Below are 22,697 nucleotides of genomic sequence, written 5' to 3' on the forward strand. Positions count from 1 at the left end.
CCATGGTCAAGTGCCTGGTCTGGGATCTGGACGAGACCCTGTGGCGGGGCACTCTCGCCGAGGGGGACGAGGTGCGCCCGCTGCGACGGGCGCGGGAGCTGGTCGAGGAGCTGGACCGGCGCGGCATCCTGCAGTCGATCGCCAGCAAGAACGACCACGACCAGGCGTGGTCCGCACTGGAGAGGTTCGGGCTCGCCGAGTACTTCGTGCTGCCGCAGATCGGCTGGGGACCGAAGTCCGCCGCGGTGCAGGCGATCGCCGACGGCCTGAACTTCGACGTGGGGACCATCGCCTTCGTGGACGACCGGCCGACCGAGCGCGCCGAGGTCGCGTACCACCTTCCACGGGTGCGCTGCTACGACGCCGTCGAGGACCTGCCGCGGCTGGCGACGCTGCCGGAGTTCACGCCCGCGCAGGTGACCGCCGACTCCGCCCGCCGCCGGTCGATGTACCAGGCGGGCTTCCGGCGCACCTCGGCCCAGGAGCGGTTCACCGGCTCCGACGAGGAGTTCCTGCGCACGCTGGATCTGCGTATGGCGATCTCCCGGGCCGGCGAGTCGGGCCTCGCGCGGGTCGAGGAGCTGACGCTGCGCACGAGCCAGATGAACGCCACAGGGGTGCACTACTCGCTCGGCACGCTGCGCGAGCTGATCGCGGACCCCCGGCACGAGGTCCTGGTGGCCACACTGGAGGACCGGTTCGGCCCGCACGGCGCGATCGGCATCCTGCTGCTGGAGCGGCACCGCGAGGTGTGGCACCTGAAGCTGCTGGCGACCTCGTGCCGGGTCGTCTCGCTCGGCGCCGGGGCCACGATCATCAACTGGCTGATCGACCAGGCCGCGCGGGCCGGCGTGCACCTGCTGGCGGATTTCCGCAGCACCCCGCGCAACCGGATGATGGAGGTCGCCTACCGCTTCAGCGGGTTCACCGACGAGCGCTGCGACTGTGCGGACACGGTGCCGGACGCGCGGCGCCCGGAAGGCCTCGTACGCCTGCATCTCGTGCCGGAGCAGCAGCGGCCGTCGGCCACGGCCGTCAGGGTCAGCGCCCCCGACCTCGCACAACCGGTCGCCGAAGGGGCGTGACCGGCTGACGTGTGCCCGGGGCCGGGGGCGGGGGCTATTCGATATCCGCTTCGCCACCGGCCCCCGGCCCTGTATTTTTTTGTATCTGTTTGTATTTCTCCGTGATTCTTCGAGTTCGGGATCGTACTTCCTCGGGCTCGCGTGCGTACTCCCTCGGGCTCGCGTGCGTACCCCCTCGGGCTCGGGTTCGTGCTTCCTCGAGGTCGGACAACTCGGCCCCGGACGGCTGCGTTTCAGGCGACTCGGTTGCAGCCGGCCGTGGGCCGTTTCCGTGCCAGGGTCACGCCGTCGGCGACCGGCAGCAGCGAGATGTCGACCCGGTCGTCCTCGAGCAGCCGGGTGTTCAGCTCGCGGACCGCGGCGACCTGGGGATCGGGGTCGGCCGGGTCGACGACCCGGCCGAAGAACAGCGTGTTGTCCGCGACGACGAGCCCGCCCTCGCGGACCAGGGCGAGCGAGAGCTCGTAGTACACCGGGTAGTTCTGCTTGTCTGCGTCGATGAACACGAGGTCGAACGATCCCGGCCCGTACTCGGCGAGCAGTTTCTCAAGGGTGTCCGCGGCGTGACCGATCCGCAGGTCGATGCGGTCGGCGACGCCGGCGCGCTTCCAGTACGGGGCGCCGATGTCGGCCCACCGCTGGTGGAGTTCGCAGGTGATCACACGGCCTCCCCGCGCGAGCGCGCGGGCCATGCACAGCGCGCTGTAACCGGTGTAGGTGCCGACGTCCAGCACCCTACGGCCGCCGGTCAGCCCGACCAGAAGCGCGAGGAACTGGCCCTCCTCGGCCATGACCTGAAGGCTGGTGCCGGCCGGCAGCGCCACGGTCTCCTCGCGCAGCTGCCGAAGGACATCGTCCTCGCGCAGGGACACCGCTCGTACGTATGCGAGCAGTTCGTCCGACACGTACTGCTGATCGGCCATCAGCTGGCTCCCGTCATTCGGATGTACGGCGGAGTCGGCGGGCCCGAGCCGACGCGAACAGGCACGCGCGCGGAGCGGATCGAGCACGTCATTGACCGAGCTCCCGATCGAGCAGGTCGAAGACCTCGTCGTCGGAGGCCGAGTCGAAGTCGATGCCGCCCCCCGACGTCCCGGCGCCGTCACGGCCCCCGGGGCCGGAACCTCGGCGCTCCTGCCACCGGCTCCGGATCACCTCGAGCCGACCCGTCACCCGCTCCATCAGCCCCTCGTCGACCTCGTCGGTCTCGTCCAGCCCGGAGAGCACGCTTTCCAGGCGGTCGAGCTCGGCCAGGACGGATTCCCGCGCGGAGGGCCGCTGCGGGGCGAGCGCCTGGTGCAGCACCGGCACCAGTTCACGCGGGGTCGGATGGTTGAACACGAGCGTGGCGGGCAGCCGGAGCCCGGTGAGCGAACCGATGCGGTTGCGGAACTCCAGCGCCTTGAGCGAGTCGAAGCCGACTTCCTTGAAGGCGAGATCCGGCTCCACGTGCGCGGCGTCGGCATGTCCGAGAACGACGGCGGCCTGCGCGCAGACCAGGTGCAGCAGCTCCTCCTCGGCCTCGGCCGCGGGCAGTGCGGCGAGGCGTGCGGCGAGCCCGGCGGCGGAGGGCGCGGTCGACCGCGGGGCCGCGGGTGCCGCGGCGACGAGGGAGCGCAGCACCGCGGGTACGGTTCCCCGGGCCCGCAACGCCGCCGGGTTGAGCCGGGTGAGCAGCGCCACGGCGTCTTCGTCCTCCGCCTGGCCGGCCGTCGCCGCGTCGAACAGGTCGAGCCCCAACTGCGGAGCGAGCGGCGGGATTCCGGCACCGGTCATCCGCCGGGCGGTGGCCTCGTCGATCAGGCCGACTCCGCTCCACGGACCCCAGGCGAGTGAGACGGCCGGCAGCCCGGCCTCACGGCGGCGGCGGGCGAGTGCGTCGAGGAACGCGTTGGCGGCCGCGTAGTTGCCCTGGCCGGCGCTGCCCGTCGTGCCGGCCAGCGAGGAGAAGAGCACGAAGGCGGACAGGTTCAGGTCGGCCGTGAGTTCGTGCAGGTGCCAGGCGGCGTCCGCCTTGGGCCGCAGCACCGCGTCGAACCGCTCCGGGGTGAGCGAGTCGATCACCCCGTCGTCAAGTACCGCGGCGGCGTGCACGACCGCGCTCAGCCGATGCCCGTACCGCGCGACGAGCCCGGCGAGCGCCTCGCGGTCGCCGACGTCGCAGGCCTCGATGTCGACGCTCTGCGCGCCGAGGCCGGCGAGTTCCGCCGCCAGGTCCGCCGCGCCCTCGGCGGCGGCGCCACTGCGGCTGACGAGCAGCAGATCGCGGACGCCGTGCTTCTGGACAAGGTGCCGGGCCACGACGCCGGCCAGTCCGCCGGTCCCGCCGGTGATCAGTACCGTGCCGCTGCCCCACGAAGGCCGGGCCGATGCGTCGTCCGACCGCCCGACCCGGATCGCCCTCGGCGCGAGCAACTCGCCGCCGCGCACGAGGAGTTCCGGCTCGTCGACGGTCAAGGCACCGGCCGGGAGCGTGCCGTCGCAGGGATCGAGGTCGATCAGCGCGAGCCGGCCGGGGTCCTCCGCCTGCGCGCTGCGTACCAGTCCGCGCACGGCCGCCGCGGCCAGATCCCCGCCGCCGGCCGCGCCGCGTGTCACGAAGACGAGCCGCGCACCTTCGGCCCGGGAGGCGGAGAGCCATTCCCGGATCAGCGCGAGCGCGTCGGAGGTGGCGGCCCGCACCGAGGCGGGTACGTCGTCGCCGGACGTGGTCACGGGGACGAGGATCGTCGTGGCGTCGGCGGGAACCGAAGCCAGGTCAGGGCAAGGATGCAAGGCAGTGCCGGACACGAGGATCGTTTCGTCCGTTCCGACAAGGGCCGGCGGCACGCCGGGCTGCAGACCGGCCGCGACGGTGGCCCGGTCGATACGGTAATGCGCGTCCCCGGCGGCGGCAGGACGCAGCCCTTCGGCCGGCACCGGCCTGGCCACCAGCGCCTCGACCGAGGCCACCGGCGCGCCTCCCGCATCGGCAAGAGCGATCGAGACGGCGCCGTCTCCGGCGGGAGCGAGCCGTACCCGTACCGCCGGTGCGCCCGGGGCGTGCAGCGACACGCCGGTCCAGGAGAACGGCAGGCCGTTCCAGCCGTCGCCGGCGCCGGTGGCGAGGGCGCCGGTGTGGAGGCAGGCGTCGAGGAGCGCGGGGTGCAGTCCGTAGCCGGTGCCGTCGACGTCTTCGGGCAGCGCGGTCTCGGCAAACAGTTCGTCGCCTCGCCGCCATGCCGCGCGCAGTCCTTGGAAGGCCGGCCCGTAGCCGAACCCGGTGTCGGCCAGCCGCTCGTACAGTCCGGCGACTTCGAGCGGCTGCGCACCGGCCGGGGGCCAGGCCAGCAGGTCGACGGGTTCGATCCGCGCAGCGGCGGCCAGCCGGCCGGAGGCGTGCTCGGTCCACGGGGCCTGCGGATCGTCGGCGGGCTGGGAGTGCACGGTCAGCGAGCGGTCGCCGGACTCGTCGGCGGCACCGGCCCACATCTGGATCCGCACCTCTGCGCGCTCCGGCAGGACCAGGGGTGCGGCGAGGGCCAGTTCGGCCACGCTGCCGCAGCCGGTGTCCCGCGCCGCCTTCATGGCGAGTTCCAGGAACGCCGTGCCGGGCACCAGCACCTCGCCGTGCACGGCGTGGTCGGCGAGCCAGGGCTGCATGAGCGCCGAGACCCGCCCGGACCATACGAAAGCGCCGGTTCCGGCGATCTCGACCGCGGCGGACAGCAGCGGGTGCGTGTCGCCGCCCTGCGCGTTGCCCGCGATGGTCGCTGCGGACCAGTAGCGCCGGTGCTGGAAGGGGTAGGTCGGCAGGTCGACGCGGCGCGCACCGGTGCCCGTAAACCACTCGGCCCAGTTCACGCCGGTGCCGCTCACATAGAGCGCGGCCAGCGCGGCCAGCAGACCAGCCGGCTCATCCTCACCCCGACGCAACGGAGTGGCCGTCACGCTCCGCTCGTCGTCGCCCTCGGCCTGCGCCACCAGGGCGCTCAGTGTCCCGCCCGGGCCGGTTTCGACGTAGCGGGTCACGCCCGCACCGCGCAGCCGGTCGACGGCGTCGGCGAACCGCACCGGCTCACGCACCTGCCGCACCCAATACCCCGGATCACTCATATCGGCGTCCGCCGACAGCGACGACACCACCGACAACTCCGGCTGCCGGAAGGCCAGCCTGCTCACCACAGACCGGAAGTCGTCCAGCATCGGCTCCATCAACGGCGAGTGGAACGCGTGCGAGACCCGCAACCGCCGCGACCGCCGGCCCGGGAACTGCCCGACCACAGCCTCCACCGCCGACGCCTCACCCGACACCACCACCGACCGCACACCATTCACCGCCGCCAACGACACCCCAGCGCCCGCCCCCAGCAGCGGCGACACCTCCGCCTCCCCCGCCTCCAGCGCCACCATCACCCCACCCGCCGGCAACCCCTGCATCAACCGCCCACGCGCCGACACCAACGCACACGCATCCCCCAGCGACAACACCCCCGCCACATACGCCGCCGCGACCTCCCCCACCGAATGACCCACCACCGCATCCGGCCGCACCCCGAACGACTCCACCAGCCGGAACAGCGCCACCTCCACCGCGAACAACGCCGGCTGCGCCCACCCCGTCCGGTTCAACTCATCCGCATCCGCCTCCGCACCCCACATCACATCCCGCACCCCCGGATCCAGACAGGCAAGCACCTCATCCAAAGCCCGCGCGAACACCGGGAACCGCGCATACAACCCCCGACCCATCCCCACCGACTGCGCACCCTGACCCGGGAACAGCAGCGCCGTCTTCCCCGCGGTCACCGCACCACGCGCCACCACGCCCGGCCCACCACCAGCGCCCGCCAGCACCACGGCACGATGCGTGAACGCCGAACGCCCCGCCAGCGACACCCCCACATCCACCGGCGAAAGCCCGCTCAACTCCCCCAACCGCTCGACCTGGACGTCCAGCCCCGCAACCGACCGCGCCGACACCACCCACGGCACAACCCCACCCTCCACCTGGGGCACACCAGGCGTCGGATCGTGAGCCTCGACCGGCTCCGGCTGCTCCAGGATCACGTGCGCATTCGTCCCACTGATCCCGAACGACGACACACCCGCCCGACGCACCCGACCCACCTCAGGCCAGGACGCCGACTCCGTGACCACCTCCACCGCACCCGACGACCAATCCACCTGCGCGGACGGCTCATCCACATGCAAGGACGCCGGCACCACACCATGCCGCATCGCCTGCACCATCTTGATCACACCCGCAACACCCGCCGCAGCCTGCGTATGACCGAGGTTCGACTTCACACTCCCGAGCAGCAAAGGCTCCCGACGCTCCTGCCCGTACACGGCCGACAACGCCTGAACCTCGATCGGATCACCCAGTCGCGTCCCGGTTCCATGACCATCGACGACGTCCACATCCGCAGGACTCAACCCGGCCCCCGCCAGGGCCTGCCGGATCACCCGCTGCTGCGACGGACCATTCGGCGCCGTCAAACCGTTCGACGCACCATCCTGATTCACCGCCGACCCACGGACAACAGCCAGCACCGGATGCCCGTTCGCCACCGCATCGGACAAACGCTCAAGGACCAGGAACCCGGCGCCTTCGGAGAATCCCGTGCCGTCCGCATCATCCGCGTACGCCTTGCAACGGCCATCGAGCGAAAGTCCGCCGAGCCGACCGAATCCGGCGAACACGGCGGGCGTGGAGAGCACGGTCACGCCGCCGGCCACGGCGAGCGAGCACTCGCCCTGACGAAGGGCCTGCGCCGCAAGGTGGATCGCGACCAGCGAGGACGAGCAGGCCGTGTCGACGGAGATCGCGGCGCCTTCGAGGCCGAACCGGTATGCCACCTGGCCGGAGACGACGCTGCCACTGCCGTCGGTGCCCGGATAGTCGTGATACATGACGCCGGCGAAGACACCGGTCCGGCTGCCGCGCAGGGCGAGCGGGTCGATGCCCGAACGCTCGAACGCCTCCCAGGCCAGTTCCAGCGCGAGGCGCTGCTGCGGATCGGTGGCCACAGCCTCCTTCGGGCTCATGCCGAAGAATTCGGCGTCGAACTCGGCGGCCGAATCGAGGAACCCGCCTCCGGCCGCGTAGTAGCGGCCGGGCTCGTCCGCCTCGTGGTCACGCAACGCGGCCAGGTCCCAGCCGCGGTCAGTGGGGAACGGGGTGATGGCGTCAGTGCCGGAGGCGACCAGGTCCCACAGCTGGTCGGGCGTCGCGACACCGCCCGGATAGCGGCACGCCATGCCGACGATGACCACCGGATCATCAGCCGTGCTCGCCAGAGCGGGCGGCGCGGTAGCAGCCACCTCGGCCACACTGCCGGACAACCCGCTCACGATGAACCCGGCGAGCGCCTCGACAGACGGGTAGTCGAACACCAGCGTCGCCGGCAGCCGCAGACCGGTCGCCGCCGCCAGTCGGTTACGAAGTTCCACAGCGGTCAGCGAGTCGAAGCCGAGCTCCGTAAACGCACGGCCGACTTCCAGCATCCCCGGGGAACTGTGCCCAAGAACAGCAGCGACCTGTTCGCGCACGACAGCGAACACTTCCTCGGCTCGCCGCTCCGCGGGCAGCACGGCGAGCCGCTGAGCCAGGTCCCCGGTCCCGGCCGAACGCCGCCGCACCGGCAGGCGCACCAGTCCGCGCAGCAACGGCGGTACCTCACCGCTGGCGCGTACGGCGGCGGTGTCGATGCGTGCCGGGACGACGACGGGCTCACCACTGGCAAGGGCCGCGTCGAACAACTCCAGCCCCTCGTCCGCCGACAACGGCACCAGACCGGCCCGCTCGATACGCCGCTGACCGGCAGCCGACAGACCACCCGTCATCCCTCCCCCAGCAGCCTCCCACGGCCCCCACACCAACGACGTCCCCACCAGACCCAGCGACCGGCGATGCCTGACCAGCCCGTCCAGATACGCATTCGCCGCGGCATAGCTCGCCTGCCCCGCCCCACCGAACACACCCGCCGCAGAAGAAAACACCACAAACGCAGCCAGACCCAGCCCCGCCGTCAACTCATGCAACCACCACCCACCATCCGCCTTCGGCCCCAGCACCACCCCCAACCGGTCGGCATCCAACGACTCCACCACCCCGTCATCCAGCACACCCGCCAGATGCACCACCCCACTCAACCGATCCCGATACCGCCCCACCAGACCGGCCACCGCATCACGATCACCAACATCACACCCCTCCACCACCACCCGCGCATCCAGACCGGCCACCCACTCCGGCACCGAACCACCCCGGTTGACCAGCACCACATCCCGCACCCCGTACCGCTGCACCAGATGACCGGCCACCAACCGACCCAGACCACCCGTACCACCCGTCACCAACACCACACCATCACCGAACACACCAGACTCAACAGCCCCACCGCCGGCCACGCTCGTGACCCGGACCAGACGCGGTAGCAACACCTCCCCCTCACGCACCCACAACTCCGGCTCACCCGACGCCCACACCCACGCCGGAACACCACCCCCCGCATCCACATCCACGTCCACGTCCACGTCCACGTCCACGTCCACCAGAGCGAACCGGCCCGGATGCTCCGCCAGCGCCGACCGCACCAGACCCCACACCGCAGAACCCGCCACATCACCGCCGTCCACCGCACCCGAGGTCCGAAACACCAACCGCGACCCCGCAAACCGCTCCTCCCCCAACCACCCCTGCACCAGCCCCAACACCCGCGCACACTCACCACGCACAGACCCCGAAACCTCAACCACCACCGCATCCGGCACCACCACAAGCGACGCCAGACCACCATCCAGCACCACCCACGAACCCGGCTCACCCTCCCCCCGCCCAGCCGAAACCCACTCCACCCGCCACAGATCATCACGACGACCCAACTGCTCACCCGACACCGGACGGGCGACGAGGGACTGCACGGACGCGACCGCCCCTCCGGCAGCATCGACAGCTTCGATCGACACTGCGCCGTCCGTAGCCGAAGACACGCGAACGCGGACCGTCGACGCGCCGGCGGCGTGCAGAGTCACGCCTGTCCAGGAGAACGGCACTCGCCCCTCGACGTCCGTATCCGTGCGCAGGAGTGCGCCGGCGTGCAGGCAGGCATCGAACAATGCCGGATGCAGGCCGAACGCCTCGGCGTCCGTGGTGTCGGACGGCAACTCGACCTCCGCGAAGACCTCGTCTCCGCGGCTCCACGCCGTGCGCAGCCCACGGAATGCCGGACCATAGTCGAAACCGACGTCCTCGAACCGGTTGTAGATGTCGGCGACATCCACTTGCTGCGCGTCTTCCGGAGGCCAGATCGCGGTGTCAAAAGATACTGCGGCGGGTGCCTGCGACGGGGACAAGGCGCCGGAAGCACAAAGGGTCCAGGGCCGACCGTCGCCTGTATCCGAGTGGCGTGCCTGGATGGTGATGGAGCGTCGGCCCGACTCGTCCGGCGCGTCGACTCTCACCTGGATCGCGACGCCCCCCTGTGCGGGAAGGACCAGCGGCTCTGCGAGGGTCAGCTCTTCGACGCAACCGCACCCCACCTCGTCGGCGGCGCGCAGGGCCAGTTCCAGGAATCCGGTGCCCGGGAAGACCACGGACCCGCGAATCATGTGCTCCCTCAGCCACGGATCCGACTGCGCCGAGAGCCGTCCGGTGAAGACGACCTGTCCGGTGTCGGCCAGTTCGACTGCCGCGCCGAGCAGGGGGTGTTCGACGCTGTCCAGGCCGACTGCCGCCGCGCCGGCCCCGACGGCTCCAGAGCGCGGCCAGTAGCGCCGCCGCTGGAAGGGGTAGGTCGGCAGGTCGACGCGGCGCGCGCCGGTGCCGGTAAACCACTCGGCCCAGTTCACGCCGGTGCCGCTCACATAGAGCGCGGCCAGCGCGGCCAGCAGACCAGCCGGCTCATCCTCACCCCGACGCAACGGAGCAGCCGTCACGCTCCGCTCGTCGTCGCCCTCGCTCTGGCCCACCAGGCCCGACAGCGCAGCGCCCGGACCGGTCTCCACGAACCGGGTCACACCCTGGGAACGCAACACCGCGACCGCGTCGGCAAACCGCACCGGCTCACGCACCTGCCGCACCCAATACCCCGGATCACTCATATCGGCGTCCGCCGACAGCGACGACACCAGAGTCAACTCCGGCTGCCGGAAGGCCAGCTTGGTCACCACAGATTGGAAGTCCTCCAGCATCGGCTCCATCAACGGCGAGTGGAACGCGTGCGAGACCCGCAGCCGTCGCGACCGCCGGTCCGGGAACTGCCCGACCACGGCCTCCACCGCCGACGCCTCACCCGACACCACCACCGACCGCACACCATTGACCGCCGCCAACGACACCCCCGCGCCGGCGCCCAGCAGCGGCGACACCTCCGCCTCCCCCGCCTCCAGCGCCACCATCACCCCACCCGCCGGCAACCCCTGCATCAACCGCCCACGCGCCGACACCAACGCACACGCATCCCCCAGCGACAGGACACCCGCGACATGCGCCGCCGCGACCTCCCCCACCGAATGACCCACCACCGCATCCGGCCGCACCCCGAACGACTCCACCAGCCGGAACAGCGCCACCTCCACCGCGAACAACGCCGGCTGCGCCCACCCCGTCTCGTTCAACACCTCATCCGCGTCCGCCTCCGCACCCCACATCACATCCCGCACCCCCGGATCCAGACAGGCAAGCACCTCATCCAAAGCCCGCGCGAACACCGGGAACCGCGCATACAACCCCCGACCCATCCCCACCGACTGCGCACCCTGACCCGGGAACAGCAGCGCCGTCTTCCCCGCGGTCACCGCACCACGCGCCACCACGCCCGGCCCACCACCAGCGCCCGCCAGCACCACAGCCCGATGCGTCAACGCCGAACGCCCCGCCAGCGACACCCCCACATCCACCGGCGAAAGCCCGCTCAACTCCCCCAACCGCTCGACCTGAACGTCCAGCCCCGCAACCGACCGCGCCGACACCACCCACGGCACAACCCCACCCTCCACCTGGGGCACACCAGGCGTCCGATCGTGAGCCTCGACCGGCTCCGGCTGCTCCAGGATCACGTGCGCATTCGTCCCGCTGATCCCGAACGACGACACACCCGCCCGACGCACCCGACCCACCTCAGGCCAGGACGCCGGCTCCGTGACCACCTCCACCGCACCCGACGACCAATCCACCTGCGCGGACGGCTCATCCACATGCAAGGACGCCGGCACCACACCATGCCGCATCGCCTGCACCATCTTGATCACACCCGCAACACCCGCCGCAGCCTGCGTATGACCGAGGTTCGACTTCACACTCCCCAGAAGAAGCGGCTCCTGCCGGCCCTGCCCGTACGTGGCCAGCAGCGCCTGGGCCTCGATCGGATCACCGAGCGTCGTGCCCGTGCCGTGACCATCGACGACGTCCACGTCCGCCGGGCTCAGCCCGGCCCCTGCCAGCGCCTGCCGGATCACCCGCTGCTGCGACGGACCATTCGGCGCCGTCAAACCGTTCGACGCACCGTCCTGATTCACCGCCGACCCACGGACAACGGCCAGCACCGGATGCCCGTTCGCCACCGCATCGGACAACCGCTCGACCACGACGACGCCCACGCCTTCGGACCAGCCCGTGCCGTCGGCAGAGTTCGCATACGATCGGCAGTGCCCGTCCGGGGAGAGACCGCCCTGACGCGAGAACTCCGTGAAGGTGTGCGGTGTGGCCATGACGGTGACGCCGCCGGCCAAGGCCAGCGTGCACTCACCACCGCGCAACGACTGCGCGGCAAGGTGGAGCGCCACCAGCGACGAGGAACACGCGGTGTCCACCGTCACCGCCGGGCCCTCGAGCCCGAAGGAATACGCGACTCGACCGGACACGATGCTCGGAGAGCCACCGTTGCCCCGGAATCCGTCGAACTGCGCGCCGGTCAGGAGATCGCGGTAGTCGCTGTACATGACGCCGGCGAAGACACCGGTCCGGCTGCCGCGCAGGGCGAGCGGGTCGATCCCCGAACGCTCGAACGCCTCCCACGACGCCTCCAGCAGCAAGCGCTGCTGCGGATCCATCGCCACCGCCTCACGCGGCGAAATACCGAAGAACTCCGCATCGAACTCGGCCGCCTCGAACAGGAACCCACCCGCACCAGTCGAGGAACTCTCACGCAACGCCGCCAGATCCCAGCCACGATCGTCAGGGAAGGGAGCGATGGCGTCGCGGCCGTCGACGAGCAACTCCCATAGATCCTCCGGGGAGCGCACGCCACCCGGATAGCGGCATGCCATGCCGACGATGACGACCGGATCGTCCGCAGTACTCACAAGAGCAGGTGGCAGGACCGCGGCAGCATCCGCCACGCTGCCGGACAGCTCAGTCATGAGAAAGTCGGCCAGCGCTTGAGCTGACGGGTAGTCGAACACCAGCGTCGCCGGCAGCCGCAGACCGGTCGCCGCTGCCAGCCGGTTGCGTAGATCCACAGCGGTCAACGAGTCGAAGCCGAGCTCGCTGAACGCACGATCCGGATCCACCGCCGTGGCGGATCCGTAGCCCAGGACGCCGGCGGTCTTCTCGCGTATCAGCGTGAGGACTTCTTCGGCACGCTGAGATGGCGGAAGACTGACCAGTTGCCTGGCGAGGTTGGGTGTGCCCGCCGTCCGGCGTCGCGTTGACGCGGGTACGAGGCTGCGCAGGAGTGCCGGAGTGTTCCCGTCGGCGCGCAACGAAGCCAGGTTGATGCGTGCCGGGACGACGACGGGCTCACCACTGGCAAGCGCCGCATCGAACAACTCCAGCCCCTCGTCCGCCGACAACGGCACCAGACCGGCCCGCTCGATACGCCGCTGACCGGCAGCCGACAGACCACCCGTCATCCCTCCCCCAGCAGCCTCCCACGGCCCCCACACCAACGACGTCCCCACCAGACCCAGCGACCGGCGATGCCTGACCAGCCCGTCCAGATACGCATTCGCCGCGGCATAGCTCGCCTGCCCCGCCCCACCGAACACACCCGCCGCAGAAGAAAACACCACAAACGCAGCCAGACCCAGCCCCGCCGTCAACTCATGCAACCACCACCCACCATCCGCCTTCGGCCCCAGCACCACCCCCAACCGGTCGGCATCCAACGACTCCACCACCCCGTCATCCAGCACACCCGCCAGATGCACCACCCCACTCAACCGATCCCGATACCGCCCCACCAGAGCCGCCACCGCATCACGATCACCAACATCACACCCCTCCACCACCACCCGCGCATCCAGACCGGCCACCCACTCCGGCACCGAACCACCCCGGTTGACCAGCACCACATCCCGCACCCCGTACCGCTGCACCAGATGACCGGCCACCAACCGACCCAGACCACCCGTACCACCCGTCACCAACACCACACCATCACCGAACACCGGACCCTCGCCGACCGCACCACCCTCACCGGCCGTGCCAGCGACCCGGACCAGACGCGGTAGCAACACCTCCCCCTCACGCACCCACAACTCCGGCTCACCCGACGCCCACACCCACGCCGGAACACCACCCCCCGCATCCACATCCACGTCCACGTCCACGTCCACCAGAGCGAACCGGCCCGGATGCTCCGCCAGCGCCGACCGCACCAGACCCCACACCGCAGAACCCGCCACATCACCGCCGTCCACCGCACCCGAGGTCCGAAACACCAACCGCGACCCCGCAAACCGCTCCTCCCCCAACCACCCCTGCACCAGCCCCAACACCCGCGCACACTCACCACGCACAGACCCCGAAACCTCAACCACCACCGCATCCGGCACCACCACAAGCGACGCCAGACCACCATCCAGCACCACCCACGAACCCGGCTCACCCTCCCCCCGCCCAGCCGAAACCCACTCCACCCGCCACAGATCATCACGACGACCCAACTGCTCACCCGACACCGGACGGAACGTCAGCGAGCCCACGGACACGAGCGGAACACCGGTCGTGTCCGTGACGGCGAGGGCTACCGATCCGTCAGCCCGCCGGGTCAGTCGCACACGCGCTGCGGCGCCTCCCCGGGTATGGACCGACACACCGGTCCACGAGAACGGCAGGACGCGGTGGTGGCGGCCGTCATCACCAGCGGAGATGGTGGTGGTGTCGTCGGCCAAGAGGGCATGCAGGCAGGCGTCGAGCAGTGCCGGGTGCACGCCGAACGCCTCGGCATCGGCGGCGTCATCCGGCAGCGCGACCTCGGCGAAGAACTCCTCACCGCGGCGCCACAAGGCCGTCAGCCCCTGAAACGCCGGACCGTAGTCGAACCCGGACGCGGCAGCCGAGGCATAGAGGCCGGTCGTGTCCACGAGGAGGGCATCGGTCGGGGGCCACTGTGAGTCGTCGACTTCGGTCGGGACTTCGTCGCGGCAAACCATGCCGTTCGCGTGCAGCGTCCACTCTCGCGTGGCATCGGTCCTGGAGCGGACGGTCAGCGCGCGACGGCCGGTTTCGTCCGGCGGGGCTATGGTGACCTGCACCGTGACTGCGCCGTCGAGCACGAGCGGCGCGGCAAGCGTGAGCTCTTCGACCTGCAGGCATCCGACCTGTTCGGCGGCGCGCAGCGCCATCTCCAGCAGTGCGGTGCCAGGCACCAGCACGGAACCGAGAACGACGTGATCGGCAAGCCAGGGCTGGGCCTGTACCGACAGACGGCCGGTGAGAAGGAATCCTCCGGTGTCGGCCAGTTCGACTGCCGCGCCGAGCAGGGGGTGTTCGACGCTGTCCAGGCCGGCTGCCGCCACGCCGACCCCGACGGCTCCAGAGCGCGGCCAGTAGCGCCGGTGCTGGAAGGGGTAGGTCGGCAGGTCGACGCGGCGCGCGCCGGTGCCCGTAAACCACTCGGCCCAGTTCACGCCGGTGCCGCTCACATAGAGCGCGGCGAGCGCGGCCAGCAGACCAGCCGGCTCATCCTCACCCCGGCGCAGCGGAGTGGCCGTCACGCTCCGCTCGTCGTCGCCCTCGGCCTGCGCCACCAGGGCGCTCAGTGTCCCGCCCGGGCCGGTTTCGACGTAGCGGGTCACGTCCGCACCGCGCAGCCGGTCGACGGCGTCGGCGAACCGCACCGGCTCACGCACCTGCCGCACCCAATACCCCGGATCACTCATATCGGCGTCCGCCGACAGCGACGACACCAGAGTCAACTCCGGCTGACGGAACGTCAACGACGCGACCACCGACCGGAAGTCGTCCAGCATCGGCTCCATCAACGGTGAGTGGAACGCGTGCGAGACCCGCAGCCGCCGCGACCGCCGGTCCGGGAACTGCCCGACCACGGCCTCCACCGCCGACGCCTCACCCGACACCACCACCGACCGCACACCATTCACGGCCGCCAACGACACGCCAGCGCCGGCCCCCAGCAGCGGCGACACCTCCGCCTCCCCCGCCTCCAGCGCCACCATCACGCCACCCGCCGGCAACGCCTGCATCAACCGCCCACGCGCCGACACCAACGCACACGCATCCCCCAGCGACAACACCCCCGCCACATACGCCGCCGCGACCTCCCCCACCGAATGACCCACCACCGCATCCGGCCGCACCCCGAACGACTCCAGCAACCGGAACAGCGCCACCTCCACCGCGAACAACGCCGGCTGCGCCCACCCCGTCTCGTTCAACACCTCATCCGCGTCCGCCTCCGCACCCCACATCACATCCCGCACCCTGGGATCCAGACAGGCAAGCACCTCATCCAAAGCCCGCGCGAACACCGGGAACCGCGCATACAACCCCCGACCCATCCCCACCGACTGCGCACCCTGACCCGGGAACAGCAGCGCCGTCTTCCCCGCGGTCACCGCACCACGCGCCACCACGCCCGGCCCATCACCAGCGCCCGCCAGCACCACAGCCCGATGCGTGAACGCCGAACGCCCCGCCAGCGACACCCCCACATCCACCGGCGAAAGCCCGCTCAACTCCCCCAACCGCTCGACCTGAACGTCCAGCCCCGCAACCGACCGCGCCGACACCACCCACGGCACAACCCCACCCTCCACCTGGGGCACACCAGGCGTCCGATCGTGAGCCTCGACCGGCTCCGGCTGCTCCAGGATCACGTGCGCATTCGTCCCGCTGATCCCGAACGACGACACACCCGCCCGACGCACCCGACCCACCTCAGGCCAGGACGCCGGCTCCGTGACCACCTCCACCGCACCCGACGACCAATCCACCTGCGCGGACGGCTCATCCACATGCAAGGACGCCGGCACCACACCATGCCGCATCGCCTGCACCATCTTGATCACACCCGCAACACCCGCCGCAGCCTGCGTATGACCGAGGTTCGACTTCACACTCCCCAGAAGAAGCGGCTCCTGCCGGCCCTGCCCGTACGTGGCCAGCAACGACTGGACCTCGATCGGATCACCCAACCGCGTCCCGGTCCCGTGCCCCTCCACTACATCCACGGCGCCCGGGCCCAACCCCGCACTCGCCAGGGCCTGCCGGATCACCCGCTGCTGCGACGGACCATTCGGCGCCGTCAAACCGTTCGACGCACCGTCCTGATTCACCGCCGACCCACGGACAACAGCCAGCACCGGATGCCCGTTCGCCACCGCATCGGACAACCGCTCAAGGACTACAACGCCGACGCCCTCGGACCACCCGGCGCCGTCCGCGGCGTCCGAGTACGACTTACACCGGCCATCGGCGGCCAGTCCGCCCTGACGGGTCGACTCGGGGAACATGTCGGGCGCGGCCATGATGGTGACACCGCCGGCCAGGGCCAGCGTGCACTCACCACCGCGCAACGACTGCGCGGCCAGGTGGAGCGCCACCAGCGACGAGGAACACGCCGTGTCCACCGTCACCGCCGGGCCTTCGAGCCCAAAGGAATACGCGACTCGACCGGACACGATGCTGGGTGCACTGCTGTTGGCGCGGTGGCCGGCGTACTGCGAACCGGCCAGAAGGTTGCGGTAGTCGCCGTACATGACGCCGGCGAAGACACCGGTCCGGCTGCCGCGCAGGGCGAGCGGGTCGATGCCCGAACGCTCGAACGCCTCCCACGACGCCTCCAGCAGCAAGCGCTGCTGCGGATCCATCGCCACCGCCTCACGCGGCGAAATGCCGAAGAACTCCGCATCGAACTCGGCCGCCTCGAACAGGAACCCACCCGCACCAGTCGACGAACTCTCACGCAACGCCGCCAGATCCCAGCCGCGGTCGGTGGGGAACGGGGTGATGGCGTCGGTGCCGGAGGCGACCAGGTCCCACAGCTGGTCGGGCGTCGCGACACCGCCCGGATAGCGGCACGCCATGCCGACGATGACCACCGGATCGTCCGCCGTACTCACCAGAGCGGGCGGGCTGACCGATGCCGCTTTCGCCACCGTGCCAGACAACTCGGCAGACACGAAGCCTACGAGCGCGTGAACAGACGGGTAGTCGAACACCAGCGTCGCCGGCAGCCGCAGACCGGTCGCCGCCGCCAGCCGGTTACGGAGTTCCACAGCGGTCAGCGAGTCGAAGCCGAGTTCGCTGAACGCACGATCCGGATCCACCGCGCTCGCCGATCCATATCCCAGGGCCGCGGCGACCTGCCTGCGCACCAGATCCAGCAGCACCTCCTCGCGCTGCTGGACTGGTACGCCGTCCAGCGTCTCGCCGGCTGCGACGCGGCGTTGCACCGGCACGCGCACGAGGCTTCGCAGCAACACTGGGATGTTCCCGCTGGCGCGTACGGCAGCGGTGTCGATGCGTGCCGGGACGACGACGGGCTCACCACTGGCAAGCGCCGCGTCGAACAGTTCCAGCCCCTCGTCCGCCGACAACGGCACCAGACCGGCCCGCTCGATACGCCGCTGACCGGCAGCCGACAGACCACCCGTCATCCCTCCCCCAGCAGCCTCCCACGGCCCCCACACCAACGACGTCCCCACCAGACCCAGCGACCGGCGATGCCTGACCAGCCCGTCCAGATACGCATTCGCCGCGGCATAGCTCGCCTGCCCCGCCCCACCGAACACACCCGCCGCAGAAGAAAACACCACAAACGCAGCCAGACCCAGCCCCGCCGTCAACTCATGCAACCACCACCCACCATCCGCCTTCGGCCCCAGCACCACCCCCAACCGGTCGGCATCCAACGACTCCACCACCCCGTCATCCAGCACACCCGCCAGATGCACCACCCCACTCAACCGATCCCGATACCGCCCCACCAGAGCCGCCACCGCATCACGATCACCAACATCACACCCCTCCACCACCACCCGCGCATCCAGACCGGCCACCCACTCCGGCACCGAACCACCCCGGTTGACCAGCACCACATCCCGCACCCCGTACCGCTGCACCAGATGACCGGCCACCAACCGACCCAGACCACCCGTACCACCTGTCACCAACACCACACCATCACCGAACACACCAGACTCAACAGCCCCACCGCCGGCCACGCTCGTGACCCGAGCCAGACGCGGTAGCAACACCTCCCCCTCACGCACCCACAACTCCGGCTCACCCGACGCCCACACCCACGCCGGAACACCACCCCCCGCATCCACATCCACGTCCACGTCCACGTCCACGTCCACCAGAGCGAACCGGCCCGGATGCTCCGCCAGCGCCGACCGCACCAGACCCCACACCGCAGAACCCGCCACATCACCACCCTCCACCGCACCCGAGGTCCGAAACACCAACCGCGACCCCGCAAACCGCTCCTCCCCCAACCACCCCTGCACCAGCCCCAACACCCGCGCACACTCACCACGCACAGACCCCGAAACCTCAACCACCACCGCATCCGGCACCACCACAAGCGACGCCAGACCACCATCCAGCACCACCCACGAACCCGGCTCACCCTCCCCCCGCCCAGCCGAAACCCACTCCACCCGCCACAGCCCGTCCCCACGGCCCGCCGTCTGAACGGCCGGAGCACGCAGAACCAGCGACTCGACGGAGGCCACGGGGTTGCCCGCCGGATCGGTGAGTTCTGCCGAGACGGTGTCTTCGGAGGTCCGGTTCATCCGGACGCGTACCGTGGTCGCACCGGTGGCGTGCACGGTGACGCCGGACCACGAGAACGGCACGGCAGCCGCGGTCCCGGCGATGGCCGTCGCATGCAGGGAAGCGTCGAGCAGCGCGGGATGCAGTCCGAATCCGGTGACGTCGGTGCCTGCCGGCAACGCGACCTCGGCGAAGACCTCTCCGCCGCGGCGCCAGGCCGCGCGAAGCCCGCGGAAGATGGGGCCGTACACGAACCCCGACTCCGCGATCTGCTCGTAGAAGCCGTCCAGATCAACGGGTTCGACGCCGGCCGGCGGCCAGTCGGCCGTGGCGGACGGGTCGGTTGACGCTCGAGCCGGAGAAAGGGTGCCGACGGCGTGCTCGGTCCACGAGTCCGACCCGTCGGCGCGGGAGCGGATGGTGACGGAACGGCAGCCCGATTCATCGGCTTTGCCGACACGTACCTGCACGAGAACCGATTCCCTGGCGGAGAAGGTCAGCGGTGAGGCGAGCGTCAACTCGTCGACGCGCGGGCAGCCGGCTTCGTCGCCGGCGCGTACGGCCATGTCGAGCAGGGCGGTGCCGGGCAGCAGCGCCGAGCCGAGCACAACGTGCTCACCGAGCCACGGCTGGGCGGCGACCGACAGCCGACCGGTCAGAATCAGGCCGTCGTCGGAGAGATCCACCGATCCGGTCAGCAGCGGATGGCCGGTCGGCTCCAGGCCGGTCCCGCTCATGTCGGTGCCCGGTGCGATGGGCGGCCAGAAGCGTTCGCGCTGGAAGGGGTAGGTCGGCAGGTCGACGTGACGCGCGCCGGTGCCCGCGAAGAAGCCAGGCCAGTCGACCGGAACACCACTGACATACAACGCGCCGAGCGCGGTCAGAATGCTGCGTTCCTCGGCCCGTCCGTCACGCAGTACCGCGACCGTCTGTACGCCGTCGTCGGCCACCTGCCCGACCATGCCTGAGAGCGTCGCGCCCGGGCCGGTTTCGACGTAGCGGGTCACGCCCGCACCGCGCAGCCGGTCGACGGCGTCGGCGAACCGCACCGGCTCACGCACCTGCCGCACCCAATACCCCGGATCACTCATATCGGCGTCCGCCGACAGCGACGACACCAGAGTCAACTCCGGCTGCCGGAAGGCCAGCTTGGTCACCACAGACCGGAAGTCGTCCAGCATCGGCTCCATCAACGGTGAGTGGAACGCGTGCGAGACCCGCAGCCGCCGCGACCGCCGGTCCGGGAACTGCCCGACCACGGCCTCCACCGCCGACGCCTCACCCGACACCACCACCGACCGCACACCATTGACCGCCGCCAACGACACCCCCGCGCCGGCCCCCAGCAGCGGCGACACCTCCGCCTCCCCCGCCTCCAGCGCCACCATCACCCCACCCGCCGGCAACGCCTGCATCAACCGCCCACGCGCCGACACCAACGCACACGCATCCCCCAGCGACAACACCCCCGCCACATGCGCCGCCGCAACCTCCCCCACCGAATGACCCACCACCGCATCCGGACGCACCCCGAACGACTCCACCAGCCGGAACAGCGCCACCTCCACCGCGAACAACGCCGGCTGCGCCCACCCCGTCCGGTTCAACTCATCCGCGTCCGCCTCCGCACCCCACATCACATCCCGCACCCCGGGATCCAGACAGGCAAGCACCTCATCCAGAGCCCGCGCGAACACCGGGAACCGCGCATACAACCCCCGACCCATCCCCACCGACTGCGCACCCTGACCCGGGAAGAGGAACGCCGTCTTCCCCGTAGTCACCGCGCCCTCGACCACACCGGCCGGGGACTCGCCGCGCGAGATGGCGGCCAGTCCGGCGGTCATCGCTTCCGCGTCGGAGCCGACGACCACCGCGCGATGCCCCAGTTGCGCGCGGGTCGTCGCCAGTGAGAACCCGATGTCCTTCAGATCGGCCAAGTCGTCACCGGCCGACGGCAGCAGACGTTCGGCCGCAGCGCGAACGGCCGCAGCCGTCTTGCCCGACAGCACCCACGGCACCCACGGCACCTGGCGGCCCGATTCCGCCTCCTCGTGGAGTTCGTCCGACGCCTCCCCGGACGCCGTGCCGGCTTCAGCCTCGGGCGCCTGCTCCAGCACCACATGGGCGTTCGTTCCGCTGATCCCGAACGCCGAGACGCCGACGCGGCGGGGTTGGCCGGAGGCGGGCCAGTCGGTCCGTTCGCGCAGCAGGTCGACCGCGCCGGCGGTCCAGTCCACGTGCGTGCTCGGTGCGTCGACGTGCAGGGTGGGCGGCAGCACGCCGTGCCGCATCGCCTGCACCATCTTTATGACACCCGCGATGCCCGCCGCGGCCTGGGTGTGACCGATGTTCGACTTCACGCTGCCCAGCAGCAGCGGACGGTCCCGGTCGCGGTCCTGCCCGTACGTGGCGAGCAGCGCCTGCGCCTCGATCGGATCGCCGAGGGTCGTGCCGGTGCCGTGCGCCTCGACCGCGTCGATCGCGTCGGCCGGCAGGTGCGCGTCGGCCAGCGCGGCCATGATGACACGCTGCTGCGCCGGACCGTTGGGAGCGGTCAGACCGCTGCTCGCACCGTCCTGGTTGACCGCCGAGCCTCGCACGACGGCGAGGATCGGATAGCCGGCTCGCTGGGCGTCGGAGAGGCGGGCCAGCAGTACGGCGCCGACCCCCTCGGACCAGGCGGTGCCGTCGGCCGCGTCGGAGAAGGCCTTGGCCCGGCCGTCCGGGGCGAGCCCGCGCTGCCGGGAGAACTGGACGAACAGGCGCGGTGTCGGCATGACGCCGACACCACCGGCCAGCACCAGGTCGCACTCCTGCCAACGCAGCGCCCGCACACCGAGGTGCATCGCCACCAGCGCGGAGGAACACGCGGTGTCGATCGACAGGGCCGGCCCCTCGAGGCCGAGGGCGTACGCGATCCGTCCCGACATCACGCTCACCGCGTTGCCGGTCAGCACGTGCCCCTCGGCCTCCTTGGCCTGGCCGGCCAACTCGGCGTAGCCGACGTCGGCACCGCCGATGAACACGCCGGTCCGGCTGCCGCGCAGCGAGACCGGGTCGATCCGGGCGCGCTCGATCGTCTCCCACGCCGTCTCCAGCAGCAGCCGGTGCTGCGGGTCCATCGCCAGCGCCTCACGTGGCGAGACGCCGAAGAAGTCGGCGTCGAAATCGCCGATGCCGTCGATGAACCCGCCGTGCCGCACGTAGCTGGTACCCGGCTGATCCGGGTCGGGGTCGTAGAGCGACTCCAGGTCCCAGCCGCGGTCGCCCGGCACCGTGGACATCGCGTCCGTGCCGGTCTCGACCAGCCGCCACAGCTCCTCCGGAGAGTTCGCCTGGCCGGGGAAGCGGCATGCCATGCCGACGATCGCGATCGGCTCGCCGTCCCGGGACTCGATCAGCTCCAGGCGCTGCTTGGTGTGCTGCAGGTTGGTGGTGACCAGCCGCAGGTATTCGCGGAGCTTGTCTTCGGAACTTGACACGGTGTACTTCCCCTCCGGCGGCGGACGGTGGAGTGCGGGCGGTGCGGTGGCGACGCTCAGCCGGTGCGCTGTGACCGGAAAGCGCGGCCCGGAAAATCGCGCGAACCTTTTCGGTCACGGCGCTGGGGCCCGTCGTCGGACTCCCGTCGGACTCCCGTCGAAATTCCCTTCGGA

3 protein-coding genes are annotated in these 22,697 nt (G+C 70.7%); 1 reads left to right on the plus strand and 2 read right to left on the minus strand.

Features of this window, described 5'->3' with window-relative positions:
• Positions 1 to 2: 2 nt before the first annotated feature.
• Positions 3 to 1,085 carry an HAD-IIIC family phosphatase gene (locus tag ACJ9NR_RS40445; RefSeq protein WP_412494718.1) on the plus strand — a complete coding sequence of 361 codons (1,083 nt, stop codon included), beginning with the start codon at positions 3 to 5 and terminating at the stop codon, positions 1,083 to 1,085.
• A gap of 233 nt (positions 1,086 to 1,318) precedes the next feature.
• Here ACJ9NR_RS40445 and ACJ9NR_RS40450 read toward each other — a convergent pair whose 3' ends face one another.
• On the minus strand, positions 1,319 to 2,008 hold the full coding sequence (locus ACJ9NR_RS40450) for an O-methyltransferase (RefSeq protein WP_412494712.1): 690 nt from the start codon (positions 2,006 to 2,008) through the stop codon (positions 1,319 to 1,321).
• A gap of 88 nt (positions 2,009 to 2,096) precedes the next feature.
• The gene (locus ACJ9NR_RS40455; protein WP_412512791.1) at positions 2,097 to 22,523 is read right to left on the minus strand and encodes an SDR family NAD(P)-dependent oxidoreductase; all 20,427 of its coding nucleotides are present in this window, start codon (positions 22,521 to 22,523) and stop codon (positions 2,097 to 2,099) included.
• Positions 22,524 to 22,697 lie beyond the last annotated feature (174 nt).

It is taken from the genome of Streptomyces sediminimaris (assembly GCF_047049295.1).
Taxonomy (GTDB): Bacteria; Actinomycetota; Actinomycetes; order Streptomycetales; family Streptomycetaceae; genus Streptomyces; species Streptomyces sediminimaris.

Bases quoted from the DNA above. Each gene is read 5' to 3' on its own strand.
- ACJ9NR_RS40445 (WP_412494718.1), top strand. From the start codon at position 3: ATGGTCAAGTGCCTGGTCTGGGATCTGGACGAGACCCTGTGGCGGGGC.
- ACJ9NR_RS40450 (WP_412494712.1), bottom strand. From the start codon at position 2,008: ATGGCCGATCAGCAGTACGTGTCGGACGAACTGCTCGCATACGTACGA.